The sequence below is a fragment of the Psychroflexus halocasei genome (assembly GCF_900107595.1).
In the GTDB taxonomy this organism is placed as follows: Bacteria; Bacteroidota; Bacteroidia; order Flavobacteriales; family Flavobacteriaceae; genus Psychroflexus; species Psychroflexus halocasei.
This window is the reverse complement of sequence record NZ_FNQF01000008.1, coordinates 88,436-110,125: the sequence shown is the minus strand read 5'-3', so window position 1 is coordinate 110,125 and position 21,690 is coordinate 88,436. Positions and strand designations below refer to the sequence as shown.

16 protein-coding genes are annotated in these 21,690 nt (G+C 34.3%); 6 read left to right on the top strand and 10 right to left on the bottom strand.

Annotated elements, in window-relative coordinates; genetic code table 11:
• The first annotated feature begins 66 nt into the window (after positions 1-66).
• Complete coding sequence (secA, locus tag BLV84_RS10220) at positions 67-3,429, top strand: preprotein translocase subunit SecA (RefSeq protein WP_093244617.1); 3,363 nt, start codon at positions 67-69, stop codon at positions 3,427-3,429.
• Positions 3,430-3,440: 11 nt separating this feature from the next.
• Positions 3,441-3,914, top strand: a complete 474-nt coding sequence (locus BLV84_RS10215) for a DUF4199 domain-containing protein (RefSeq protein ID WP_143521351.1) — start codon at positions 3,441-3,443, stop codon at positions 3,912-3,914.
• Positions 3,915-3,917: 3 nt separating this feature from the next.
• Here the strand turns inward: BLV84_RS10215 and BLV84_RS10210 are convergent, their stop codons facing one another.
• On the bottom strand, positions 3,918-5,156 hold the full coding sequence (locus BLV84_RS10210) for a glycosyltransferase (RefSeq protein WP_093244611.1): 1,239 nt from the start codon (positions 5,154-5,156) through the stop codon (positions 3,918-3,920).
• A 103-nt stretch (positions 5,157-5,259) separates the two neighbouring features.
• A complete protein-coding gene (locus BLV84_RS10205) occupies positions 5,260-7,224 on the bottom strand; it encodes a putative porin (RefSeq protein WP_093244608.1) in 1,965 nt (654 codons plus the stop codon).
• Positions 7,225-7,325: 101 nt separating this feature from the next.
• On the opposite strand from BLV84_RS10205, the gene BLV84_RS10200 reads away from it, so the two are divergent.
• Together BLV84_RS10200 and BLV84_RS10195 are read left to right on the top strand one after the other, a co-directional pair.
• A complete protein-coding gene (locus BLV84_RS10200; RefSeq protein WP_093244606.1) occupies positions 7,326-7,925 on the top strand; it encodes a ribonuclease HII in 600 nt (199 codons plus the stop codon).
• 68 nt (positions 7,926-7,993) lie between these two features.
• On the top strand, positions 7,994-10,441 hold the full coding sequence (locus BLV84_RS10195) for a hypothetical protein (RefSeq protein WP_093244603.1): 2,448 nt from the start codon (positions 7,994-7,996) through the stop codon (positions 10,439-10,441).
• Between the two features lie 18 nt (positions 10,442-10,459).
• Here BLV84_RS10195 and lipB read toward each other — a convergent pair whose 3' ends face one another.
• The 8 genes from lipB to BLV84_RS10155 all read right to left on the bottom strand — a co-directional run bounded on the left by lipB (position 10,460) and on the right by BLV84_RS10155 (position 20,208).
• Positions 10,460-11,155, bottom strand: a complete 696-nt coding sequence (gene lipB / locus BLV84_RS10190) for a lipoyl(octanoyl) transferase LipB (protein ID WP_093244600.1) — start codon at positions 11,153-11,155, stop codon at positions 10,460-10,462.
• A gap of 109 nt (positions 11,156-11,264) precedes the next feature.
• On the bottom strand, positions 11,265-12,617 hold the full coding sequence (gene mgtE / locus BLV84_RS10185) for a magnesium transporter (protein ID WP_093244597.1): 1,353 nt from the start codon (positions 12,615-12,617) through the stop codon (positions 11,265-11,267).
• A complete protein-coding gene (gene rsmA, locus BLV84_RS10180) occupies positions 12,607-13,407 on the bottom strand; it encodes a 16S rRNA (adenine(1518)-N(6)/adenine(1519)-N(6))-dimethyltransferase RsmA (RefSeq protein ID WP_093244594.1) in 801 nt (266 codons plus the stop codon). The genes mgtE and rsmA overlap by 11 nt, the downstream gene beginning before the upstream one ends.
• Before the next feature lie 5 nt (positions 13,408-13,412).
• The gene (locus tag BLV84_RS10175; RefSeq protein WP_093244591.1) at positions 13,413-13,721 is read right to left on the bottom strand and encodes a DUF4286 family protein; all 309 of its coding nucleotides are present in this window, start codon (positions 13,719-13,721) and stop codon (positions 13,413-13,415) included.
• The gene (locus tag BLV84_RS10170; RefSeq protein ID WP_093244588.1) at positions 13,708-15,504 is read right to left on the bottom strand and encodes a tetratricopeptide repeat protein; all 1,797 of its coding nucleotides are present in this window, start codon (positions 15,502-15,504) and stop codon (positions 13,708-13,710) included. The genes BLV84_RS10175 and BLV84_RS10170 overlap by 14 nt, the downstream gene beginning before the upstream one ends.
• A gap of 116 nt (positions 15,505-15,620) precedes the next feature.
• Entirely contained in the window at positions 15,621-16,310 is a 690-nt protein-coding gene (locus BLV84_RS10165) for a zinc metallopeptidase (RefSeq protein WP_093244585.1), read from the bottom strand.
• Between the two features lie 98 nt (positions 16,311-16,408).
• Entirely contained in the window at positions 16,409-19,240 is a 2,832-nt protein-coding gene (leuS, locus tag BLV84_RS10160) for a leucine--tRNA ligase (RefSeq protein WP_093244582.1), read from the bottom strand.
• A gap of 77 nt (positions 19,241-19,317) precedes the next feature.
• On the bottom strand, positions 19,318-20,208 hold the full coding sequence (locus BLV84_RS10155) for a hypothetical protein (protein WP_093244579.1): 891 nt from the start codon (positions 20,206-20,208) through the stop codon (positions 19,318-19,320).
• Positions 20,209-20,249: 41 nt separating this feature from the next.
• On the opposite strand from BLV84_RS10155, the gene BLV84_RS10150 reads away from it, so the two are divergent.
• On the top strand, positions 20,250-20,621 hold the full coding sequence (locus BLV84_RS10150; RefSeq protein WP_234953134.1) for a TM2 domain-containing protein: 372 nt from the start codon (positions 20,250-20,252) through the stop codon (positions 20,619-20,621).
• A gap of 170 nt (positions 20,622-20,791) precedes the next feature.
• Complete coding sequence (locus BLV84_RS10145; protein WP_093244576.1) at positions 20,792-21,670, top strand: cell division protein FtsX; 879 nt, start codon at positions 20,792-20,794, stop codon at positions 21,668-21,670.
• The last annotated feature ends 20 nt before the right edge of the window (positions 21,671-21,690 follow it).

The following is a 21,690-nucleotide window of genomic DNA, read 5'->3' as shown; positions in this document are numbered from 1 at the left end:
CTAAAAGTCTCCTAAAGGGACTTTTTTTTTTCACTACCTTTGAATTATTAATTTTTTAAACAAGTTATGGGTGTATTAGACTCTGTATTAAAAATATTTGTTGGTGATAAGACGAAAAAAGATCTGAAAAGCATCACGCCTATCGTCAACAAAATTAAATCCCTCGAAAAAGAATATGAAGCGCTGACTTTAGATGAGCTGAGAGGAAAAACAATTGAATTTAAAGGGAAAATAAAAGAAGCTTTAGCTGAAAATACTGCCAGGCAAGATGAGCTGAAAAAGCAGGCTGAGGCTGAAGAAGATATCGATGATAAAGAAAGCTTTTTTAGTCAAATTGATCAACTGAAAGATGAGGCTTATAAAATTTCTGAAGAGGTTTTAAACGAAATTCTACCTGAAGCTTTTGCGACTGTCAAAGAAACTGCAAAAAGATTTTGTGATAACGAAACTTTAAAAGTCACTGCTTCTGAATTCGATAGAGCATTATCTGCTCAAAAAGATTATATAACCTTAGATGGAGATGATGCCATGTGGAGCAACTCTTGGGATGCTGCTGGTAAACCAGTAACTTGGGATATGGTTCACTATGATGTGCAGCTCATCGGTGGTATTGCAATGCATCAGGGCAAAATTGCAGAGATGCAAACAGGTGAAGGTAAAACCTTAGTGGCAACATTACCGATGTATCTGAATGCTTTAACCGGAAATGGCGTTCACCTTGTCACAGTCAACGATTATTTGGCGAAACGTGATAGCGCATGGATGGCACCAATTTTCGAATTTCATGGCTTAAGTGTTGCTTGTATTGATTATTACAGACCAAATTCAGAAGAGCGTCGTCAGGCTTATAATGCAGATATCGCTTACGGAACAAACAACGAATTTGGTTTTGATTATTTACGTGACAACATGAGTCACTCGCCAGATGATTTGGTTCAGCGTCCGCACAACTTTGCGATTGTCGATGAGGTCGACTCCGTTTTAGTCGATGAAGCAAGAACACCTTTAATTATTTCTGGACCTGTGCCAAAAGGTGATGTTCACGAATTTGATAATTTAAAACCTCCAGTTGCTAAAATTGTTGAAGCGCAACGCCAACATTTGATTAAAGTCTTAGCTGATGCAAAAAAATTAATCAAAGCTGGTGAAACTAAAGAAGGCGGATTTTTGTTACTCCGTGTATTCAGAGGTTTACCGAAAAATAAAGCACTGATTAAGTTTTTGAGTGAAGAAGGTGTAAAGCAACTTCTTCAGAAAACTGAAAATCATTACATGCAAGATAACAATCGTGAGATGCATAAAGTTGATGCAGATTTATATTTCACGATTGAAGAAAAGTCAAATCAAATTGACTTAACAGATAAAGGAATCGATTACCTATCTGGCGGAGATGATGATAACTTCTTTGTGATGCCAGAAATAGGAATGGAAATCGCAAAAATTGAAAGCGAAGGCCTTTCTAAAGAAGAAGAAGCAGAAAAGAAAGAAGAACTCTACCGCGATTTCAGTATTAAAAGTGAGCGTATTCACACGATGAATCAGCTTTTAAAAGCCTACACTTTATTTGAAAAAGATACAGAATACGTTGTCATGGACAATAAAGTTAAGATTGTCGATGAGCAAACAGGTCGTATCATGGATGGCCGTCGTTACTCTGATGGTTTGCACCAGGCAATCGAGGCAAAAGAAAATGTCAAAATTGAAGATGCAACACAAACCTTCGCAACAGTTACACTTCAGAATTACTTCAGAATGTACAACAAACTTTCTGGTATGACAGGTACCGCCGTGACTGAAGCTGGTGAGTTCTGGGAAATTTATGAGTTAGATGTTGTTGAGATTCCAACAAATAGACCTATCGCTCGTGACGACAGACAAGACAAAGTTTATAAAACAATAAGAGAAAAATATAACGCAATCATTGAAGAGGTTGTTAACTTATCAGAGCAAGGGAGACCTGTTTTGATCGGGACAACATCAGTTGAAATTTCTGAATTACTCAGTCGAATGCTGAAAATCAGAAATGTGAAACACAATGTCCTGAATGCGAAATTACATAAAAGAGAAGCTGATGTTGTTGCTGAAGCTGGTAACAGTGGTGTTGTCACAATTGCAACAAACATGGCTGGTCGTGGTACCGATATTAAACTTTCTAAAGAAGTTAAAGATGCAGGTGGTTTAGCAATTATTGGTACTGAACGTCACGATTCGCGTCGTGTTGACAGACAGTTGAGAGGTCGTGCTGGTCGTCAAGGTGATCCAGGAAGTTCACAGTTTTACGTTTCTCTTGAAGATAGTCTTATGCGTAAATTTGGTAGTGAGCGTATTGCCAAATTGATGGATAGAATGGGCTTAGAAGAAGGCGAGGTGATTCAGCATTCGATGATTTCAAAATCTATTGAGCGTGCTCAACGTAAAGTTGAAGAAAATAACTTCGGTATTCGTAAGCGTTTACTAGAATATGATGATGTGATGAACGCGCAACGTGAAGTGATCTACAAGCGTCGTTACAATGCATTATTTGGTGATCGTCTAAGAATTGATGTTGCAAACATGATTTACGACACCACTGAAGCGATTGTGAATTCAAACAAAATGCAAAATGACTTTAGTAATTTTGAGTTTGAATTAATCAGATTTTTCTCTCTAAGTTCTTCAATTACAGAAAAAGAATTTGAAAAAGAGTCGACTCAAAAGTTAATTGCTAAAATATACAAAGAAGCTTACGCTCATTACCAAGATAAAATGTCGCGTAATGCTGAAGAAGCTTTCCCTGTGATCAAGCAAGTTCATGAAAATGAAGGTCAGAAGTTTGAGCGTATAGCTGTGCCATTTACCGATGGTCAGAAAACACTTCAAGTTGTCACAAATCTTGAGAAATCTTATGAAACAGAAGGAAAAGAACTGATTAAAGATTTTGAAAAAAATATCAGTTTAGCGATTATTGATGAAGCTTGGAAAAACCATTTGCGTAAAATGGATGAGCTTAAGCAAAGCGTTCAATTAGCTGTTCACGAGCAAAAAGATCCACTTCTCATTTACAAGTTTGAAGCTTTAGAGCTTTTTAAAATGATGATCGAAGATGTCAATAAAGAAGTGATTAGCTTCTTATTTAAAGGAGAAATTCCGCAAGGAAATCCAGAAAAGAACATTCAGGAAGCTAAAGAGCAAAAGCCAAAACAAAAGCTAAAAACACAAAAAGATGATGTTCAGAACCTGAATCAGCAGGCGTCACAAAACAGACAAGCTGGCGAGCAAGCAAGTCAGCGTCAACCTGTGACTGAAACGATTACGCGTGACCAACCTAAGATAGGAAGAAATGAAAGGGTAACGATCAAGAATGTTGTTAATGGCGAAGAAAAAACAGTTAAATACAAACAAGCAGAACCATTGCTTTCGCGTGGTGAGTGGGTTTTAAAAAACCATTAAAATTTATAAAATTGAAAAATTTTAGAATAGAATTCAAATGGGCAATGTTTTATACATTGCTCAATTTTCTTTGGTTATATGCAGAGAAAGCCTTTGGGTGGCACTCAAGTGGTGCTTCTCGTTATGCGGTTTACAGCATGATTATGGTTGTTCCTCAAGTTGCTGTCACTTATTTTAATATGAGAGAAAAAAGCGAAAAGTTTTTTGATGGCAATATCGAGTGGCGTAAAGCTTTTTTCTCAGGTGTTGTTCTTTCTGTTCTTATCGCAGCTTTATCACCTGTGATTGTTTACGCATTAACGGAATTCGTTTCGCCAGATTTTGTAACAACTGCAATTGAACAAGGTGTCGGCAAAGGCATGGAAGAAGATTCTGCAAAAAGTTTGTATAACATGAATTCATTATCAAAGCAAGCCATGTTTGGCAATTTAGCAACAGGCGTGTTTTGGTCAGCAATACTCGCTTTATTCTTTAAGAAAAAGTAAATTTCACTTCTTCTTATTTTTCTCTTCTATCCATCTAGACATGTATTTTGTGCTTTGATGGCTGTGGTGCATCAACATTTGTCCAACAAAATTCTCTTGCCTGTTTTGACTAAGCTCTTTCTCAAGCTTGTTTAAACGTTTAAAAAAGATACTTTTAAAAGTGCTTGCTTTAAAACGTTTTTCAAGAATCTGGAATCCATTTTTTTGAGCTAAAGTCCATCTTTTTTTATTTGTATAAAGTTTGACAGCTTGTTCAGCAATCAGTTGAGGTTCATTCGCTATTTCGCCACACCATGGCAAGTCTCCGCAAATACCTTCTGCACCAATAATTGTCGTGATTGCTGGCGTTCCTGCACGCATCCCATCAATAAATTTTCCTTTTAAACCAGCACCAAAGCGTAATGGAGCAAGTAAAACGCGTGATTCTCTAATGACGCCAACGGCATCTGCAGCGCGTCCCATAATGTAAAAATCATCTTTAGGTTGATGGAGTTGTTCGACTTTTTGTGATGTATAAGCGCCGTAAATAAAGAGTCTTGCTTCTGGTAATTTCTTCTTGATTAATGGCCAGATTTCTTCTTTTAAGAATTTTGTTTTATCAAAATTAGGCGGATGTAAAAAGTTACCGATACTTACAAAATCTTGACGCTCTTCAAAAGCAGGAAGATTTTCTTTTTGTATCAATTTCTGATCAACCAGAAAAGGAAGATAGAGGAGGAGTTTTTTGTCTATTTTGAAATGCTTGATAAGAAGTTGCATTTCAGTTTGAGAAATAATCAAACTTAAATCTGATCTATACATCGACGCAATTTCTCTTTTGGCTTCATCTGTTAATAATGAAGATTTGACGAAATTTTGTTTTTGCTCATAAGCCCGTTGACGTGCTTTTCTGAAGAAATGTAAATCTTGTGTGTCTAAAATCCGAATAGCATCTGGGCAATTTTCAGCGATTCGCCAACCGAATTGTTCCTCCATCATAAAACGATCAAAAAGAACATGACTAGGATTGAGTTTTTTTATATAATCATCAAAATCAGAGTTGTTAGCTGAAATCTGTTGTGTTTGAATTTTATAATCCGATAAGTCTTCAGCGTGTACAGAATCTTTAGCGGGAGAAGCATAAATAATTTCAAATTTTTTAGATAAAAAAAGACGAATCAACTGCATCATCCGACTTCCTGCAGCTGAAGAGTTTGGTTCAGGCCAAACAAAACCGATAATTAACAACTTTTTCCCTGTCATATACTTTATTTTAAATGTGAAGAAAAGCTGAGATCAACTCAATTTTCAAAAGTACGGTTAAAAGCTTGTAAGCTTCAAATAAAAGGATGGTTTTAATGAAATTTTACATAAAGAAATTCCAGACGATTCCAAAGCGTATCGCAAAATCACGGTATGGATGTCGAGGTGCAGCAAAGTTGTTATTGCCTTCCAATAATGTTGTGAAGTTTTCTAATTTAAAATACAGTCGTGCAGTTCTCACTTTAGCATTAAAAAAGAAATCAAGTGTGTAAAAACTTTTAAAATCTTGATTCGTAACAAAAAATTCAGCTAAAATGGGATCATATCCATCTGATTTAAAATCAGTGAAATAATTAAAAGTAAAACCAGTTTGTAGGTATAAAGCTTTTTGGAACCAATAATCTTTATAATAGATTGATTGTCTCGTCACGAATTCAGGTACATGAAAAGCACTTTCGCCAGATAAAACATTTTGGTAAATCACATCGTTGGCCAATGCAAACTTGCCAAGCTCAAAATCTTTAGAAGCTTGAAGTTTAAAGTAGCGCACTTCTTTCCCGCTTTGCATAGGTTTTACCAATGAATCAATAGAAGAAGAAGTATCTGGATTATCGATTAAACCAAAATATGTGTAGTTATTAATTTGCGTTAAACTTGCTTTATAATCTCCGAATTTCTCGCTATTAATCGATGCTGAAAGGCTTTGTGTTTCAATATTAGAAAAATCAGGATTATGCCAATTGTAATTTTTATAATCGTTTTGAAATAGTAAAGTATTGAAGTTTGGTCTAGCAGAATTTAATTTAATTCCGGCTTGTACGCTGTTTAGAGAATCGATTTTGTAAGCTGCATTAGCTTTTAAATCGTAACCTTCAAAGCTGTCGCTAAGGTTGTAAACAGCTTGAGCTTTAAGCTTAATCCCAGCAATTTGATTTTGATATTTTCCACCAATACCAACAACATCTTCTTTAATTCTGTTTGGGATGATTTCATTGTCTTTTAAAACCACAGATTGATAGCCATAATTATAATCAGTATGTTCGATAAAACCTTCTAAAGTCCCTAAATCTGGCTGAAAGTAGCTGGCGCCAACTTGGTTTTTAATATATTGGTATTCAACTTCGTTGTAGAGATCTTTATTTTCATAAGTTTCTCCATAAATATTAGTGGCTTGTTTCTGCTGGAAACGGTATTCTTTATCAGAAAAATTAAGGCGATGATTAATTCTTATCTCGTATCGACTTAATGAATCTCCTGCTTTTAATTTGTAAAAATGATCAAGATAAAAGCGCTTGCCATCTAATTGATTTTCTGCATTTTGATATTGTACAGCAACTGATGAACGCTCATCATATTCTGGAATTTCTTCTATATATAGACGTTCACCTTCAGCGGTTAAACCACCGTTTTCTTGGTTCATCAAATCTTGAGCAACAAAATGCGTTTTGGCATAATAGCGCTCATTTTTTGTGTTGTAATTTAAAGTCATTCGTAAATTACCTGTGCTCGTGAGAGAATTTTGGTAATTTCCTAAAGAGCGCAAACCTTTGTAAGCTATAGATAAATTGACATTTGGTTTAATGTTAGTTGTGAAAAATGCATCAACATTCTGACCTTGTTCGAAAACTGTTTTAAAGTAAAGCTCAGTAAAAGGCGTTGGCACACGATAATAATTAATGTCTTTGGCTTCCATGAAATTGAAATGTCTGGCGCGTGCTCCAAATTTCGGCGAATTTGATAGGTCATCAAAATCGTAAGTAAGACGATTGAAAGTTTGTCCGATATTCTGAAAAGCTAACAAACCAAAATCATCACGCCTTAAATAGTTGTATTTGTAAGCTTTCTGAATTGTTAGGCTTGTATCAACGTAGGTTGTATCATTTTCAATAGAAATGATTTTATAGCTTTCCACTTCTGTTTCTACATCCTTGGTTTTCTTTTTGTTATCTTCTTCGTTATTATTTTTGCCACCAAGTCTCGTATCTGGCAAGCTAGTACCAGTAAGCTTGCGTTGTGCAGATGCGCTTAATGCAAAAAGGAATAAAAACGTTATAAGGACTAATCTCATCTTTCTATTTACAAGCGCAAAAGTATCATTTTTTCATGAAAGCCGTTTCTAAAAATAACTTAAAGACAACCAATACTTTCTGAAATGTTTACATTTGTGAGATGCTTAAATTACAATTTCAAAATCAGTTAATAGAATGCGGCACAGATGAAGCAGGCAGAGGTTGCTTATCGGGACCAGTAACGGCGGCAGCTGTGATTTTGCCAGTCAATTTTAAAAATGATTTACTCAATGATTCTAAACAATTAAGTGAGAAAAAAAGATTGATTTTGCGAGAAATTATTCAGAGAGAAGCTGTTGTTTATGCTATAGCTCATGTGATGATGGATGAAATTGATGAAATTAATATTCTGAATGCGTCAATTTTAGCAATGCACAAAGCTGTTGAAAAATTAAAACCACAACCTGAGTTTATTGCTGTTGATGGAAATAAATTTAAACCTTATAAAGATTTAAAACACCAATGCGTCGTTAAAGGAGATGCAAAATACATGAATATTGCTGCGGCTTCAGTTTTAGCTAAAACGGCTAGAGATGATTTTATGCAGAGAATTTCAGAAGAGTTTCCTGTTTATGATTGGCATAAAAACAAAGGTTATCCGACACAAGCTCACAGAAAAGCAATTCTTGAATACGGTTCCACAAAGTATCACAGGCAGAGTTTTAAATTATTACCTGAGCAATTAAAAATGGAACTTTAAAAATTCATTTTATTATCTTTATAAATCTTGAGTTTGTTAACTTTGCTCATCGTAAAGGTGTCTATGCTATGAAGAAAATATTAATTCTATTTCTTGTTCTAATTGTTGCTTCTTGTCAAGATTCTTCACAGTCAACTTCATCGGATTCCTATCATTTATTGCCGCTTAAAAGTATTTTGGTTTTTGATATTCAATCGCTAGAAGATTTAAATGAAAACTTAAATCAGAATGAATTTTTGGCTTCAAATATGGAGTCAAAACTTATTGTTGACCTCAAAGATAAATTCGATTTACTTCAATCTGTTGATCCGAAGTTATCTGGTTTGTTAAGTATTTCTGCTATTGGTACAAAAGATTTTGCTTTTACATTTATTGTTAACACGACTTCTGAATTTTTTAAAGCTGGTGTCATTGAACAAAAATCTTCTGAAACTTATGATGGTATAGCTATTCAAAAAGTTCAAATTGATCAAAAGGATTTTTATTTATCAGAATTATCAGGTCACCAAGTGATCAGTACTTCAAAGTTGACACTTGAAAATATTATTCGAAATTCTAAAAACAATTTAGACCTTGGTTCAGCTTTTTTTAAAGCCAAAAAAGCAAGTCGTTCTCGAGATTTAAGTATCTATGTGAGTCTTGATCATGTTGACTTATTGGCTAAATCTCATTTTCAATCGCTGGATTTCGATTATGAAAATTATGGGAAATGGATGGTTTTAGATACAGATCTTGAAACTCAAAAGATTTGGTCTAGCGGCGTTGTTATTTCACAAGAAAATAAACATTCAAAGTTTGAAACCCTTGAAGGGAATACAACTGAAAATTCAAATTTTGCAGAAATTGTCCCTTTAAACGCAAGCTATTTTGTAAACTTTTCAGTTAAAAGCTTTAAAAATTTACAACAAAAGAGAAGACAGCTAGGTTATACAGACGATATTATTAAGCATCGCATAGGTCAATATCCTGCTGAATTTGGTATCATTAAAATTGATAATTATTACCTGATAGATTTTAAACCTGATGATGTGCTTGGCTTTGAAGAAGAGTTTTTGCAAACAGAAACTCAAGTTGAAGAGTTTAGAGGAGAAAATATTTATCAACTTGATAATTTTGATGGATTTCAGCATTTTTCTCCTTTATTGCCTAAGCTTAAAACCAACTATGTTGTTAATCATCAAGGACATTTTGTTTTTGCTGAAAAGCTAGATCAATTAGAATCACTTTTAGTCAACTTGAAGAATAATTCTATATTATCAAAAACCTCCTATTATAAAGAAACAGCCGATGATTTACGTTCTTCATACAGTGTTCAAATTGGTTTTTTAAACGAAAATCTCAAATCTCATTTGTCTGGTAAATCAACTGATGCTTATCAAAAATCTTGGAAGACGTTAAAAACTGAATCTTTTAAGTTTGGTTTGGCTCAATTGACCAATGACAAGGGTTTTACACATGTCAATTTCAGTTTTGGTTCTACTGAAAATGGTTCTTCTTCCAATCTGAAAGTCAATAGAATCAAGTTTGAAAAAGACTTGATCACATCGCCGTCGTATTTTATTAATTGGCGAACAAGACAGCGTGATATCGCGGTTCAGGATGAAGATTATCAATTGCATTTGGTGAGTTCAAAAGGTCAAAAAATATGGACTAAACAATTGGATAGCAAAATTGTTGGTGATATTCAATGGCTTGATATTTACAAAAACACCAGAATTCAAATGGCTTTTGTGACACAAAATAAACTTTACATTTTAGATAAAAACGGAAAGGACGTCGGCCATTTTCCTTTGTCTTTTAATGACATCATCACACAAGGTTTGCAGATTTACGATTATGCCAACAATGGAAAATATCGCTTTGTTGTGACGCAAAACAACAATATGTTGATGTATGATAAGGAAGGGAAAAACGTCAAAGGATTTAAATATCACGCGAGTGATGACAAAATTATAAATCCACCCAAACATATACGCATTAGCAATAAAGATTACATTCTTGTACAAACAGAAAGTGATGTTTATATTTTGAATCGCGTGGGAGATATTAGGGTTAAAAAAGATAGATTAATTGAATCTTCACAAAACGAATTTTTCAGATATGATGATCAATTTGCAGGGACGAATACTGAAGGACAATTAGTGACTGTTTCAGAAGAAGGAAAAGTGAATTTCAATGATGAAGATTGGTATGATGGTCACCATTTTGCAGCTAATAATCGCAATTACGTCGTTCTTTCTGAAAATACATTACATATTAATGATAAAAAACTGAAGCTAGATTATGGCTTATATTTAACGCCTCAATTACATCAATTTAATGAACAACTTTTCATTTCTGTGGTTGATGAACAAAGCCAGAACATTTATTTATTTAATGAAGACGCTGAACTGATCAATGCTTTTCCTGTTTTTGGGAGTTCAGAAATTCAGATTTTAGAAATTGAGCCTGGCCGTTATGAAATTCTCACCAAAGGAGATAACAATTCTGTTTTGGTTTATCAATTATCACTTTAGTTTTAAAATAAAGAGTTTTTAAACGAATTTAGCTTCAAAAAGCTTCTCAAAGTTAGCTTTGATTTTAGTTTTAAGTTCATTTTCGTTAACCTTATGACCAAGTTCGACCTGTAACGAAGTCACAGCCTTGTCTTTAATGCCGCAAGGAACGATATGATCAAAGTAGCCTAAATCTGTATTGACATTGAGTGCAAAACCATGCATGGTCACCCAGCGAGAAGCTCTGACGCCCATCGCACAAATTTTTCTAGCAAAAGGAGTGCCGACATCAAGCCAAACGCCAGTTTCGCCTTCGCTTCTTTCTGGCTTTAAACCATAATCTTTAAGTGTCAAAATAATGACTTCTTCTAAAGTTCTAAGATAACGATGGATATCAGTAAAAAAGTTTTCGAGATCTAAAATAGGATAACCAATAATTTGTCCTGGACCGTGATAAGTAATGTCGCCACCACGATTGATCGGGTAGAAACTAGCATTTTTTTCTTTAAGCTGATCTTCAGAAAGCAGCAAATTCTTGATGTCACCATTTTTACCTAAGGTGTAAACGTGTGGATGCTCAACAAATAAAAAGTGATTTTGTGTATTTATTGAAGTTTCTTCACGTCTGTTTTTAATTTTTGTATCAAGGATTTCTTGGAATAAGTCTTCTTGTAAGTCCCAAGTTTCTTTATAATCTCTTAGACCTAATTCTTGTAAATGCAGCTTTTTATTCATTATCTTATTTGTGGAAACAAATGTAAAAAAAGCCTTTTAATTGAATTGACATAAAGTGCAATAGCTGATCATATTTTAAGAAAAAATCAAGCTTTTTTGGATTAAGAATTTAAAAACCTAAAATCAATTTGGCAATTGTAAAGTAGATCAATATACCACAAATATCATTACTTGTTGTGATAAATGGGCCTGTTGCTAACGCAGGATCTATGCCGTATTTGTGTAAAGTAATGGGTACAAAAGTGCCAATAATTGAAGCGATGATCATTACAGAAATGAGTGATACAGAAACCGTGATCCCAATGCTGTAAGGATGTCCGAGTAAAAAGTGAGTTCCGATTAGTAAAATGAGAGCTAATGCAAGTCCATTTAAGATGCTTAATCCCATTTCTTTAAGAACTCTTTTAAATAGAGAACCTTTTAATGTATTATTAGCAATACCTTGCACCATAATCGCTGAAGATTGCACACCAACGTTTCCAGCCATCGCTGCGATGAGAGGCGTAAAGAAAAATAATACACCAAATTTAGTCATCGCACTTTCAAAAGTTCCAGCAACATGTACGGCTACAAAACCACCTAAAAGCGCCAAGATTAACCATGGCAAACGCGCTTTAATCATGTCGAGCATACTTGCATCTGCTTCAACATCATCAGAAATACCAGCTGCCATTTGGTAATCACGATCGGCTTCTTCACGAATAAAATCAACAATATCATCAATCGTAATCCTTCCGACCAATCTGTTGAGTTCATCAACTACAGGAATCGCTTCAAGGTCATACTTCTGCATTATTCTAGCCACTTCTTCTCCTTTTGTATGGACATTCACATAATCAACTTTTGTGATATAGATGTCAACAATCTGAGCATCTTTTGATGCGGTAATCAAGTCTTTAAGTGATAAACGGCCTTTAAGTCTATCTTTATTATCTACGACATAAATGGAATGCACACGTGTGACATTTTCGCCTTGAGCTCGCATTTCCTCCATGCAGCCTGTTACACTCCAGTTTTCATTAACACGTATGAGTTCTTTTGCCATTAAACCACCTGCGGAATCTTCAGGATAATTTAAAAGCTCGATAATGTCTTCAGCATGTTCGCGATCAGACATTTTACCAATGACCTCTTTTCTTAAATCGATACTGAGTTCTCCGATAATATCGGCAGCATCATCGGTATCCATTTCTTCAACTTCGTCTGCAATCTCTTGTGCATCTAGGTTTTGAAGTATTTTCTCTCTATCGTCTTCAGTAATTTCCATCAAAACTTCAGCAGTTTTATCACTGTCTAATAGTTTGATGATATAGGTTGCTTCGTCGAGTTGTAACTCGTCTAAAATTTCGGCAATATCAGCGTGGTGAAGTTCCTCAAGATGCGTTAATAATTCACGATCATTTTTTTCTTCAATTAATCGTTCTATTTTCTCAATGAAATTCTTACTGATTCTAAACCGCATCGGCATCAATTTTTTGAGTTAATACTATAAATTCTGAAACGCTGAGTTGTTCAGGTCTTTTTGAGAAAATCTCATCAGTTGTGAGATCTTTTGAAAGATTCAGGCTTTTCAAACTGTTTCGAATTGTTTTCCGGCGTTGATTAAAGGCCGTTTTAACAACTTTAAAAAATAGTTTTTCATCACAATCCAGACTGAAATTCTCACGTCGTGTTAATCTTAAAACACCACTTTCTACTTTTGGAGGCGGATTGAAAACTTCTGGTTTAACGGTAAAAAGATATTCAGCTTTATAAAATGCTTGTGTTAAAACGGAAGTAATGCCATAAACTTTACTACCAGGATCTGCGCAAATTCGCTTGGCAACCTCTTTCTGAAACATACCAGCAAACTCAGGAACATAAGCTCTGTTTTCAAGAGTTTTAAAAACGATTTGCGTTGAGATGTTATAAGGGAAATTTCCGATCACAGCAAATTGTTGTTGATCTACAATTTTGAGCACATCTTCTTTTAAAAAGTCGGCTTCAACCACTTCAAAATTTTTGAGGGTTTCGTTTTTAGTAAACTGTGCACGAAAACTTGTGTTGAGGTATTCGATGGATTCTTTATCGATATCCATCGCGATAAGTTTAGCAGGTTTGTCAAGTAAATATTTCGTTAGCACGCCCATTCCTGGACCAATTTCGATAATTGTATCGCAGTGATCAAGACTCAAAGTATCAGCAATTTTTTTGGCGATATTTTCATCTTTTAAAAAATGTTGTCCTAAATGTTTTTTTGCTCTAACCTGCATAATTATTAATGTTCTGAAACAACTTTTAAAACAGAGCTGAAGAAAACAACTTTGCCTTTAAATTGTTGAAATTTTGATTCAACTTTTGGTTTGTGTACTTGCTGAAAAGCTTCTAAATGACTTTCTGTAGGCGCTGTAAATTGAATAGAATAAGTGATTCCACCCATTTCTTCATTCACCATCACTTGAGTGATAAGGGCTTTTGAGAATTTTTTAGTATTGAGCATACTTGGTATATAACTCTCGTCTAACCACTGCTTCCATTTTAAGTGAATGCTTTCATCTACATTCATTGTCATATTATATATCAGCATTTTCTTTTATTTTGTCTCCTCTTAATTCTCTAAAATAGCGTCTTGCGGCTACAAAGAAAATACTATCTGAATAATTAAAGATGATAGATTCAAAATAAGTTTGTGCTTTTTTGGGTTGATTTAATTTGTTCATATAAATCAGTCCAAGCTCAAAGTTGGCATTATCCGCTAAAATACTTTCAGGGTGATCATCTATTAATTTTTGATAATAAGTTGAGGCTTGTTCTAAATCTTGATTTTCGTTGTGTATTTGCGCTAAGCGATAAAGCGTTTTGTCGATAATTTCCTCTGTTTTATAATCTTCTAGAACCTGCTCTAAAACCTGAATTGCCTCAGTATTTTTATTTTGAAATTTCAGAAAATCAGCTTTTGCAACTTTTTTTAAATCGGTTTGTGTGCTATCTTGATATGCATTGTCTTTGATATGTAATGCCAATTCCATCGCATCATTAGCAATGAGTTCTGATACTGAGTTTTTTAAGACATCAAGTTGAGATAAAGCCCATTTGAAGTCTCCTTTAAAATAACTGGCTTGTGCTGTTTTAAATTTTGATTCGCGTGACAAATCAGAGTTAGGCACTAAACGTTCAACTTGAGCGTAAAGTAATAATGCTTGGTTAAATTGCTCGTCTTTAAGCAAAATATCAGCTTTTAATGTTTTGAGTTCGGCTTCTTGTGTTTTCCTGATTTCAGCATCTGCTGCATCATCTAAAAGCTGAAGTGCAGCGGTTTTATCATTGTTTTGAAAAGCTTTAAATCTTGCCCAATTCAATAGAATAGGTGAAGTATATTCGTTAACATCTTCATTATCAAAAAATGTTTGGTAGGCTTCTTCGACTTCAATTTTTTTGATGTCTTCTCTTTTTTCTAAAATCAGTAATAAGTGTTGTGCTGATTCGTAAAACAAACTTTGATAATTTGTTTTGTCTTGGACTTCTAAAAATATTTTTTCAGCTAAAGAAAAATCTTCTTCTTCAAAAACGATTTTAGCCAAATCAAATAGGCGTTTTGCGTTCTTTTCTTCACTTCTGGCATAAATGGCTTTTTCTTGAATAAAAGCCATGTTATAATCTTTTTGTTGTGTAAATAACCAACTTAAAGTTTCGTTATAAATCAACTTCGGTTCTTCTTGATTGCGTTTGAGAAGTGTCTTTTTAAGCGCTAAATTTGCTTCATTTTGAGGATCTTCAGTAATAAATTCATTAAAAATCTGATTTAGCATTTTGAAGTAACGTTCATTTTTTTCAATAAGATCAACATACATTTCAAACATTTGATCAAATTTAGATTGCTCACCGTAAATCTGCGCTAGCTGGATCAAGAAATTTGTGCTTGGCCTGAGTTCTTGCGCTTTCTCATAAGTTTGCTGCGCGTAACTAAGTAAACCATACTTCTGAAAAGCTTTACCGATTGCATAAGCGTAAACAGGTCTGATTTCAACTTTGCTAATAGCTGAATTGTAAAGGCTTTCAGCTTTTTTTAATTGTTGATCTTGCTGGTATAAGTAACCTAATTCAACTTCAATATGCGGATAATCGCCAGGTCTTTTTAAGAACTCAACTAGCACATCTTCAGCTTGATGTATACTGTCAAGGTTTTTATACGTATCGACCAGATCAACTAAAAATGTTTGAGAGTTTGGGTTTTGCTGATAAAGCTCTTTGTAAATCACTAAAGCTTTTGCATACTCGCCTTGTTCAGCATAATTTTCAGCTAAACTTTTGTTTTGGGCTTCTGAAATGCCCAAGCACAGAAAACAGAGGATGATCAGAATTTTTTGCATCTCGCTAAGTTAGTGATTTTAAAGAAAAAACATCTTGAATTAAGATAAGCCTAAGCATAAAAAAATCGGTTATCTTCATAAAAACAACCGATTTTAAATTAAAAAATATTTAGATTTTAATCTCTTCCTAAGTAAATACTTAAGAAATAGAGCAGTGTAGCTAATGAACCAATTGCAGCAACAACATAAGTTCTGGCAGCCCATTTGAGCGCATCTTCAGAGCCTTTATATTCTTCAGCAGTCACAATATTTCTATCTTTCAACCAAGCCAAAGCTCTGTTACTTGCATCATATTCAACTGGTAAAGTGATAAAACTAAAAAGCGTTCCCATCCCGAACATGATAATTCCGGCTAAAAGGACAGCTTGACCAACGCCAACAGAAACCATCCCCATTAAAATTAAGCCTCCGAAAATAACCCATTGCGAAAACTGTGAAGCCACACTTACAATTGGCACAAGTTGACTTCTCATCTCTAACCATTTATAGGCTTTAGCGTGTTGTACAGCGTGGCCAACTTCGTGAGCAGCAACTGCAGCCGCAGCAGCATTTCGTTGGTTATAAACGCTTTCGCTGAGGTTTACTGTTTTCTTTGTTGGGTGGTAATGATCGGTTAATCGGCCAGGTGTCGAAATCACTTCAACATCTGTGATATGGTGATCGGCAAGCATTTGGCGAGCAATCTCTGCTCCGCTCATGCCATTTTGTAAATGAACTTTGGAGTATTTCTTAAATTTAGATTTAAGCTTGTTACTCACAAGCCAACTCACTAAAAGAATTCCTCCGATTAAAATATAATAACTCATTTTTTATCGTCTTTAAAAATCAAAAAATAATAGGTCAAATTTAGCACCAAAGTCTAATCAACTGACAAAGTTTACTTTTATTTATGAAAATAGATAAATTAACCGACAATATTGACAATTTTGCCTGGTACAATAATCACTTTTTTAGGTGTTCTGCCATCAAGTTGTTTCTGGGTTCTTTCATCGGCCATCACAATTTTTTCAATTTCATCTTTGCTAAGGTCTAGAGATAAATCTAGTTTAAAACGCATTTTTCCATTGAAAGAAATCGGATAAGTTTTTGTGTCTTCTACTAAAAACTTCTCTTCAAAAACAGGGAATTTTGCTTGTGAAATACTTTCAGTATGTCCGAGTTTCTCCCATAATTCTTCAGCAATGTGCGGCGCAAAAGGCGAAATTAAAATCGCTAAAGGTTCGAGAACTTCACGTGAATTACACTTTTCAGAAAGTAAAGTATTCACGCAAATCATAAAACTAGAAACACTTGTGTTAAAGCTGAAGTTTTCGATGTCTTCTGTCAGTTTTTTTATGGTTTGATGCAAGGCTTTTAAAGCTTCTTTAGAAGCTGGATTTTCGCTCACTTCAAAATCATCGCCTTTATGATAAAGTTTCCATAGCTTCTTCATAAAACTAGAAACACCAGAAAGTCCTGCAGTATTCCAAGGTTTTGATTGATCAATCGGGCCTAAAAACATCTCGAATAAACGCAGGCTGTCAGCGCCATATTCATCACAAACATCATCAGGATTGACGACATTAAATTTTGATTTCGACATTTTTTCAACTTCTCGAGAAACCAAAACTTTCCCATCATCATTTTTGATGAATTCTGCATTTTCAAACTCAGGTCTCCACTTTTTAAAAGCTTCAATATCTAATTCATTTGACGTGTTGACAAAAGAAACATCAACGTGAATTTTCAGTGCTTCTTTTTCAGTTTTTAAATCTGAAGAAATGTAAGTGTTGGCATCAATTCTATGCACAAAAGCACTTTCACCTAAAATCATGCCTTGGTTAATCAGTTTTTTAAAAGGTTCATCAACTTTTATGAATCCTCTATCTTTCAGAAATTTTGTCCAAAATCGTGAATAGAGTAAATGGCCAGTTGCATGTTCGCTTCCGCCGATATATAAATCAACATTTTCCCAATAATCGAGAGCTTCTTCAGAAGCAAAACACTTGTCACGATTTTCGGTTTCCATGTATCTGAATAAATACCACGAGCTGCCAGCCCAACCAGGCATTGTGTTAAGCTCTAGTGGGAAAACTGTTTTGTGGTCGATTTCTGAATTATGAACAACCTCATTTGTTGTTGTATTCCAAGCCCATTTGTTAGCGCGACCTAAAGGAGGTGCGCCATCTTCAGTTGGTAAATACTTTTCAACCTCAGGAAGCTCAAGAGGTAAATATTTTGTCTCGATGATTTTTGGTAATCCATTGACGTAATAAACTGGGAAGGGTTCGCCCCAGTATCTTTGTCTAGAAAAAACAGCATCACGCAAACGATAATTGATTTTTGCATAACCTGATTTTTTATTCTCTAAAGCTTCAATTGCTTTTCTGATGGCTTTTTGAGGTTCTAAATCATTTAGAAATTCAGAATTTGCAATCACTGTATTGTCTTGTTCTGTATGTGCTTTTTCAGAAATATCAATGTTTTTAAAAACATTTGGAATCGGTAAATCGAAATGTCTTGCAAAATCATGGTCACGCTGATCACCAGATGGAACTGCCATCACAGCGCCAGTGCCGTAACCTGCTAAAACATAATCGCCTATCCAGATCGGGATTGGTTCATTTGTAAGTGGATGTTCAGCGTAAGATCCTGTGAAAACACCTGTAATTGTTTTAACGTCGGCCATACGTTCACGTTCGCTGCGTTTTGAAGTTTGAGTGATATAATTATCAACAGCTTCTTTTTGCTCAGGAGTTGTGATTTTTTGAACCAAATCATGCTCAGGCGCAAGCGTTAAAAATGAAGCGCCGAAAATTGTATCAGGTCGCGTTGTAAAAACTTCAATTTTTTGGTCTTGATCTTTTAAGTTGAAAAAAACTTGCGCACCAATCGATTTTCCAATCCAGTTGCGTTGAGATTCTTTCAGGCTATCTGTCCAGTCAAGCTTATTTAAACCTTGAAGTAAACGCTCTGCATAAGCTGAAATACGCATGCTCCATTGTTTCATTTTTTTACGAACAACTGGATGCGAACCACGCTCTGAAACGCCGTTGATGATTTCGTCGTTTGCTAAAACAGTACCAAGAGCAGGACACCAATTGACTTCAGTTTCGGCAAGATATGTTAAACGATAGTCAAGTAAAATTTCTTCTTTTTTCTCATTTGAAAAAGCATTCCACTCATCAGCAGAAAAGTTTTCAACATTTTCATCACAGGCAACATTGATATTGATATTTCCTTCTTTAGAAAAAATCTTGATGATTTCATCAATAGGTTTGGCTTGGTCAGCTTTATGACAATAATATGAATTGAACAATTCGCTAAAAATCCATTGTGTCCATTTATAATATTCAGGTGAGCTTGTTCTGACTTCACGATCCCAATCAAAAGAAAAACCAATTCTGTCGAGCTGTTCACGGTAGCGTTTGATATTATCTTCTGTTGTTTTTGCAGGGTGTTGGCCTGTTTGTATGGCATATTGCTCAGCAGGCAAACCAAAAGAATCATAACCTTGCGGATGCAAAACATTAAAACCTTGATGACGTTTGTAACGCGCAAAAATATCACTTGCGATATAACCTAACGGATGACCAACGTGCAAGCCTGCGCCTGATGGGTAAGGGAACATATCGAGAACGTAGTAAGGCGGTTTTGCTTTCTCTTTAAAATCTTGAGGTTGCTGAGCAGCGAAAGTTTTGTTATCTGCCCATTTTTTCTGCCATTTGGCTTCGATTTCTTTAAAATTATATGCCATGATTTTTTGCTAAAATTCAATTTTGGCAAAAATACTATTTATGTGCTAAAAAGGTGTGAAACTTGAGAGTTAAAAGTTTACTGATTGCTTTTAAGCATAATGTAGGCTTGTTCGTCTTGTTGAAGCTTGGTTCTGATTTTATGCGAATTGTTTTTATCGCGTAAAATTAAACTGACGGTGTTTGGCGCTTTTTGACCGATATTGTTGGCAATAACTGTCACGCTAACATCAGAATTACTAAATGGTATTTTGATAATTTTCTTTTGATTTTTGATTTCAAAATTTTCTAAAACTATTTTTTGGTTGATGAAAAGATCAATTTTATCGCCATCTTCAAGCTCTTCATCCCACAATTCCAAAAAAACTTCGCTTGAATCGTCAATATATAAAGAGATAACATCTTCGTTTTCTAATAGATTTTTAGCAAGCTTCTTTTTGAAAGTTGACGTTTTTAAATTCGCTTTTGTGACGCTATCGATCTTTTTAACACGACTAATCTTTCTATTAAGTTTTTCCATGCGTTTATAGAAAAATTCAGAACCAACAAGAATAAGTTCGCCTTCCACGCAATTTTCTCCATCAGGAAATTTGCCTTGAAAGCTTCCTTTAATTGAGCTTTTTCTGTTTTTGAGATTAAAATCTGCATTTGTCAAGTGGATATAGCAAAAATTTTCTTCATCATAATCTGATTTTGTTGATAGATTTTTCACTTCTGCGTAAGATATTCTGTCATTTTCATAATCAATTCGTCCTTTGATTTCTGAGGTTGTTCTATGATCACCAGAAAAATCTGTGATCGATTTACCTTCAATCATGCCTTTGCCAATATCAGTAAATTTTAGTTTGTAAGAAATGGTGCTATTGTCCTCTAATTTAAGGGAACCAATAAACTCGAATTCTTTAATGTTTTGACTATTTGAGACAAAAAAAAGTGAAGAAAAAATTATCGTAAAAAGTATTTTTAACATAAAATTTATATATTGTGAGCCTAACTTAAAATTTCAAAATTATGAAAAATTTATTATTACTTGTTTTTATTTTCACCTCATCTTTGATGTTTGCTTCTTTTCCAGTGAATAGAGAGAAAATGAGTAATGATCTCGTTGTTCATGAAAATCTTGACACTGATAATTACAAAGATTTTTCAGTTGCAGAAGTTTCTGAAACTGTTAAAAAGGAAGAGGCTTTAACACCAATAGTTGCTTCTGGCTATGATAAATGGGTTGCTGCAGCGCTTTGGTTTATTTTATGGCCTTTTGCAGCGCACCGTTGGTACGCTGGAAAACCTGTTTGGGTGAATATTCTCTTTATTGTAACTTTAGGAGGTTTAGGTATTTGGGCTATTATTGATATCATCAACATATTGACAGATAATTTTTAATAAAAACTTTATCTTAATTATTTTTAAGATTACCATCTTTTAAGCAGCTTCATAAAGTGAAAATCTCTTTTGAAGCTGTTTTATTTTATGCTATAAGGTATTAAAGAAAATATTTAACAGGAAGAGGCGTTAGATGTAGAGAGTTTTATATTTTTACGAAAATTAAATTTGTGGCATCATCATTTGAAAAATACCAAAAAAGACGCTTAATCACCTCATACTTTTCTGTTGTGATCAGTATTGCGTTGGTTCTTTTTTTAGTAGGTTTATTAGGTATTTTAGTTTTAAATACTAAAAAAGTTGCTGATCATTTCAAAGAGCAAATTGCGCTCACTATATATTTAGATGATACGGCAAAAGAAGTGGAGATTGATCAATTACAGAAATCTCTTGCTTTGGCGGAGTATACTAAATCTGTGAATTTTGTTTCTAAAGAAGATGCTGCCAAAAAATATAGTGAAGAAATCGGTGAAGATTTCATGGAGTTTTTAGGGTATAATCCGCTTCAGAATTCTATTGATATTTATTTTAATGCAGATTATGTTTCTGAAGTTAAGCTAGCTGAAATTACAAGAGATATCAACGAAAATAAATTTGTTGACGAGATTGTTTACGATAAGCCTTTGATTGCTTTATTGAATGATAATATCAAGAAATTAAGTTTGTGGATTATCATTATCAGCGTTGTCTTTACATTTATTGCGGTTTTACTCATCAATAGTTCGATAAGATTATCGGTGTATTCAAAACGATTTACAATCAAAACTATGCAAATGGTTGGTGCGACTAAATCATTTATTCGTCGCCCTTTCATATGGAAGAGCATCAAGTTAGGTTTGATAGGTTCATTTTTGTCCCTAGCAGGGATGGCTGCTGTTTTATATTATTTAAATGAAAGTTTTCCTGAACTGAATTTCCTCTCAGACAGACTTATTTTATTAGCTTTGTTCGCAGCAATATTATTGCTTGGTATTTTGATCACTTGGTTGAGTACCTTTTTTGCAACACAGCGTTTTCTTAATTTAAAAACTGACGAACTTTACTACTAATTCAATCTAAATTCAAAAAT

What these genes read in the sequence shown, in the direction of transcription:
- lipB (WP_093244600.1), bottom strand. Translation starts at nt 11,155, where the DNA reads ATGAATAAAAAGCTGCATTTACAAGAATTAGGTCTAAGAGATTATAAA.
- BLV84_RS10200 (WP_093244606.1), top strand. Translation starts at nt 7,326, where the DNA reads ATGCTTAAATTACAATTTCAAAATCAGTTAATAGAATGCGGCACAGAT.
- BLV84_RS10195 (WP_093244603.1), top strand. Translation starts at nt 7,994, where the DNA reads ATGAAGAAAATATTAATTCTATTTCTTGTTCTAATTGTTGCTTCTTGT.
- BLV84_RS10205 (WP_093244608.1), bottom strand. Translation starts at nt 7,224, where the DNA reads ATGAGATTAGTCCTTATAACGTTTTTATTCCTTTTTGCATTAAGCGCA.
- leuS (WP_093244582.1), bottom strand. Translation starts at nt 19,240, where the DNA reads ATGGCATATAATTTTAAAGAAATCGAAGCCAAATGGCAGAAAAAATGG.
- BLV84_RS10170 (WP_093244588.1), bottom strand. Translation starts at nt 15,504, where the DNA reads ATGCAAAAAATTCTGATCATCCTCTGTTTTCTGTGCTTGGGCATTTCA.
- mgtE (WP_093244597.1), bottom strand. Translation starts at nt 12,617, where the DNA reads ATGCGGTTTAGAATCAGTAAGAATTTCATTGAGAAAATAGAACGATTA.
- BLV84_RS10155 (WP_093244579.1), bottom strand. Translation starts at nt 20,208, where the DNA reads ATGTTAAAAATACTTTTTACGATAATTTTTTCTTCACTTTTTTTTGTC.
- BLV84_RS10175 (WP_093244591.1), bottom strand. Translation starts at nt 13,721, where the DNA reads ATGCTGATATATAATATGACAATGAATGTAGATGAAAGCATTCACTTA.
- secA (WP_093244617.1), top strand. Translation starts at nt 67, where the DNA reads ATGGGTGTATTAGACTCTGTATTAAAAATATTTGTTGGTGATAAGACG.
- rsmA (WP_093244594.1), bottom strand. Translation starts at nt 13,407, where the DNA reads ATGCAGGTTAGAGCAAAAAAACATTTAGGACAACATTTTTTAAAAGAT.
- BLV84_RS10210 (WP_093244611.1), bottom strand. Translation starts at nt 5,156, where the DNA reads ATGACAGGGAAAAAGTTGTTAATTATCGGTTTTGTTTGGCCTGAACCA.
- BLV84_RS10150 (WP_234953134.1), top strand. Translation starts at nt 20,250, where the DNA reads ATGAAAAATTTATTATTACTTGTTTTTATTTTCACCTCATCTTTGATG.
- BLV84_RS10165 (WP_093244585.1), bottom strand. Translation starts at nt 16,310, where the DNA reads ATGAGTTATTATATTTTAATCGGAGGAATTCTTTTAGTGAGTTGGCTT.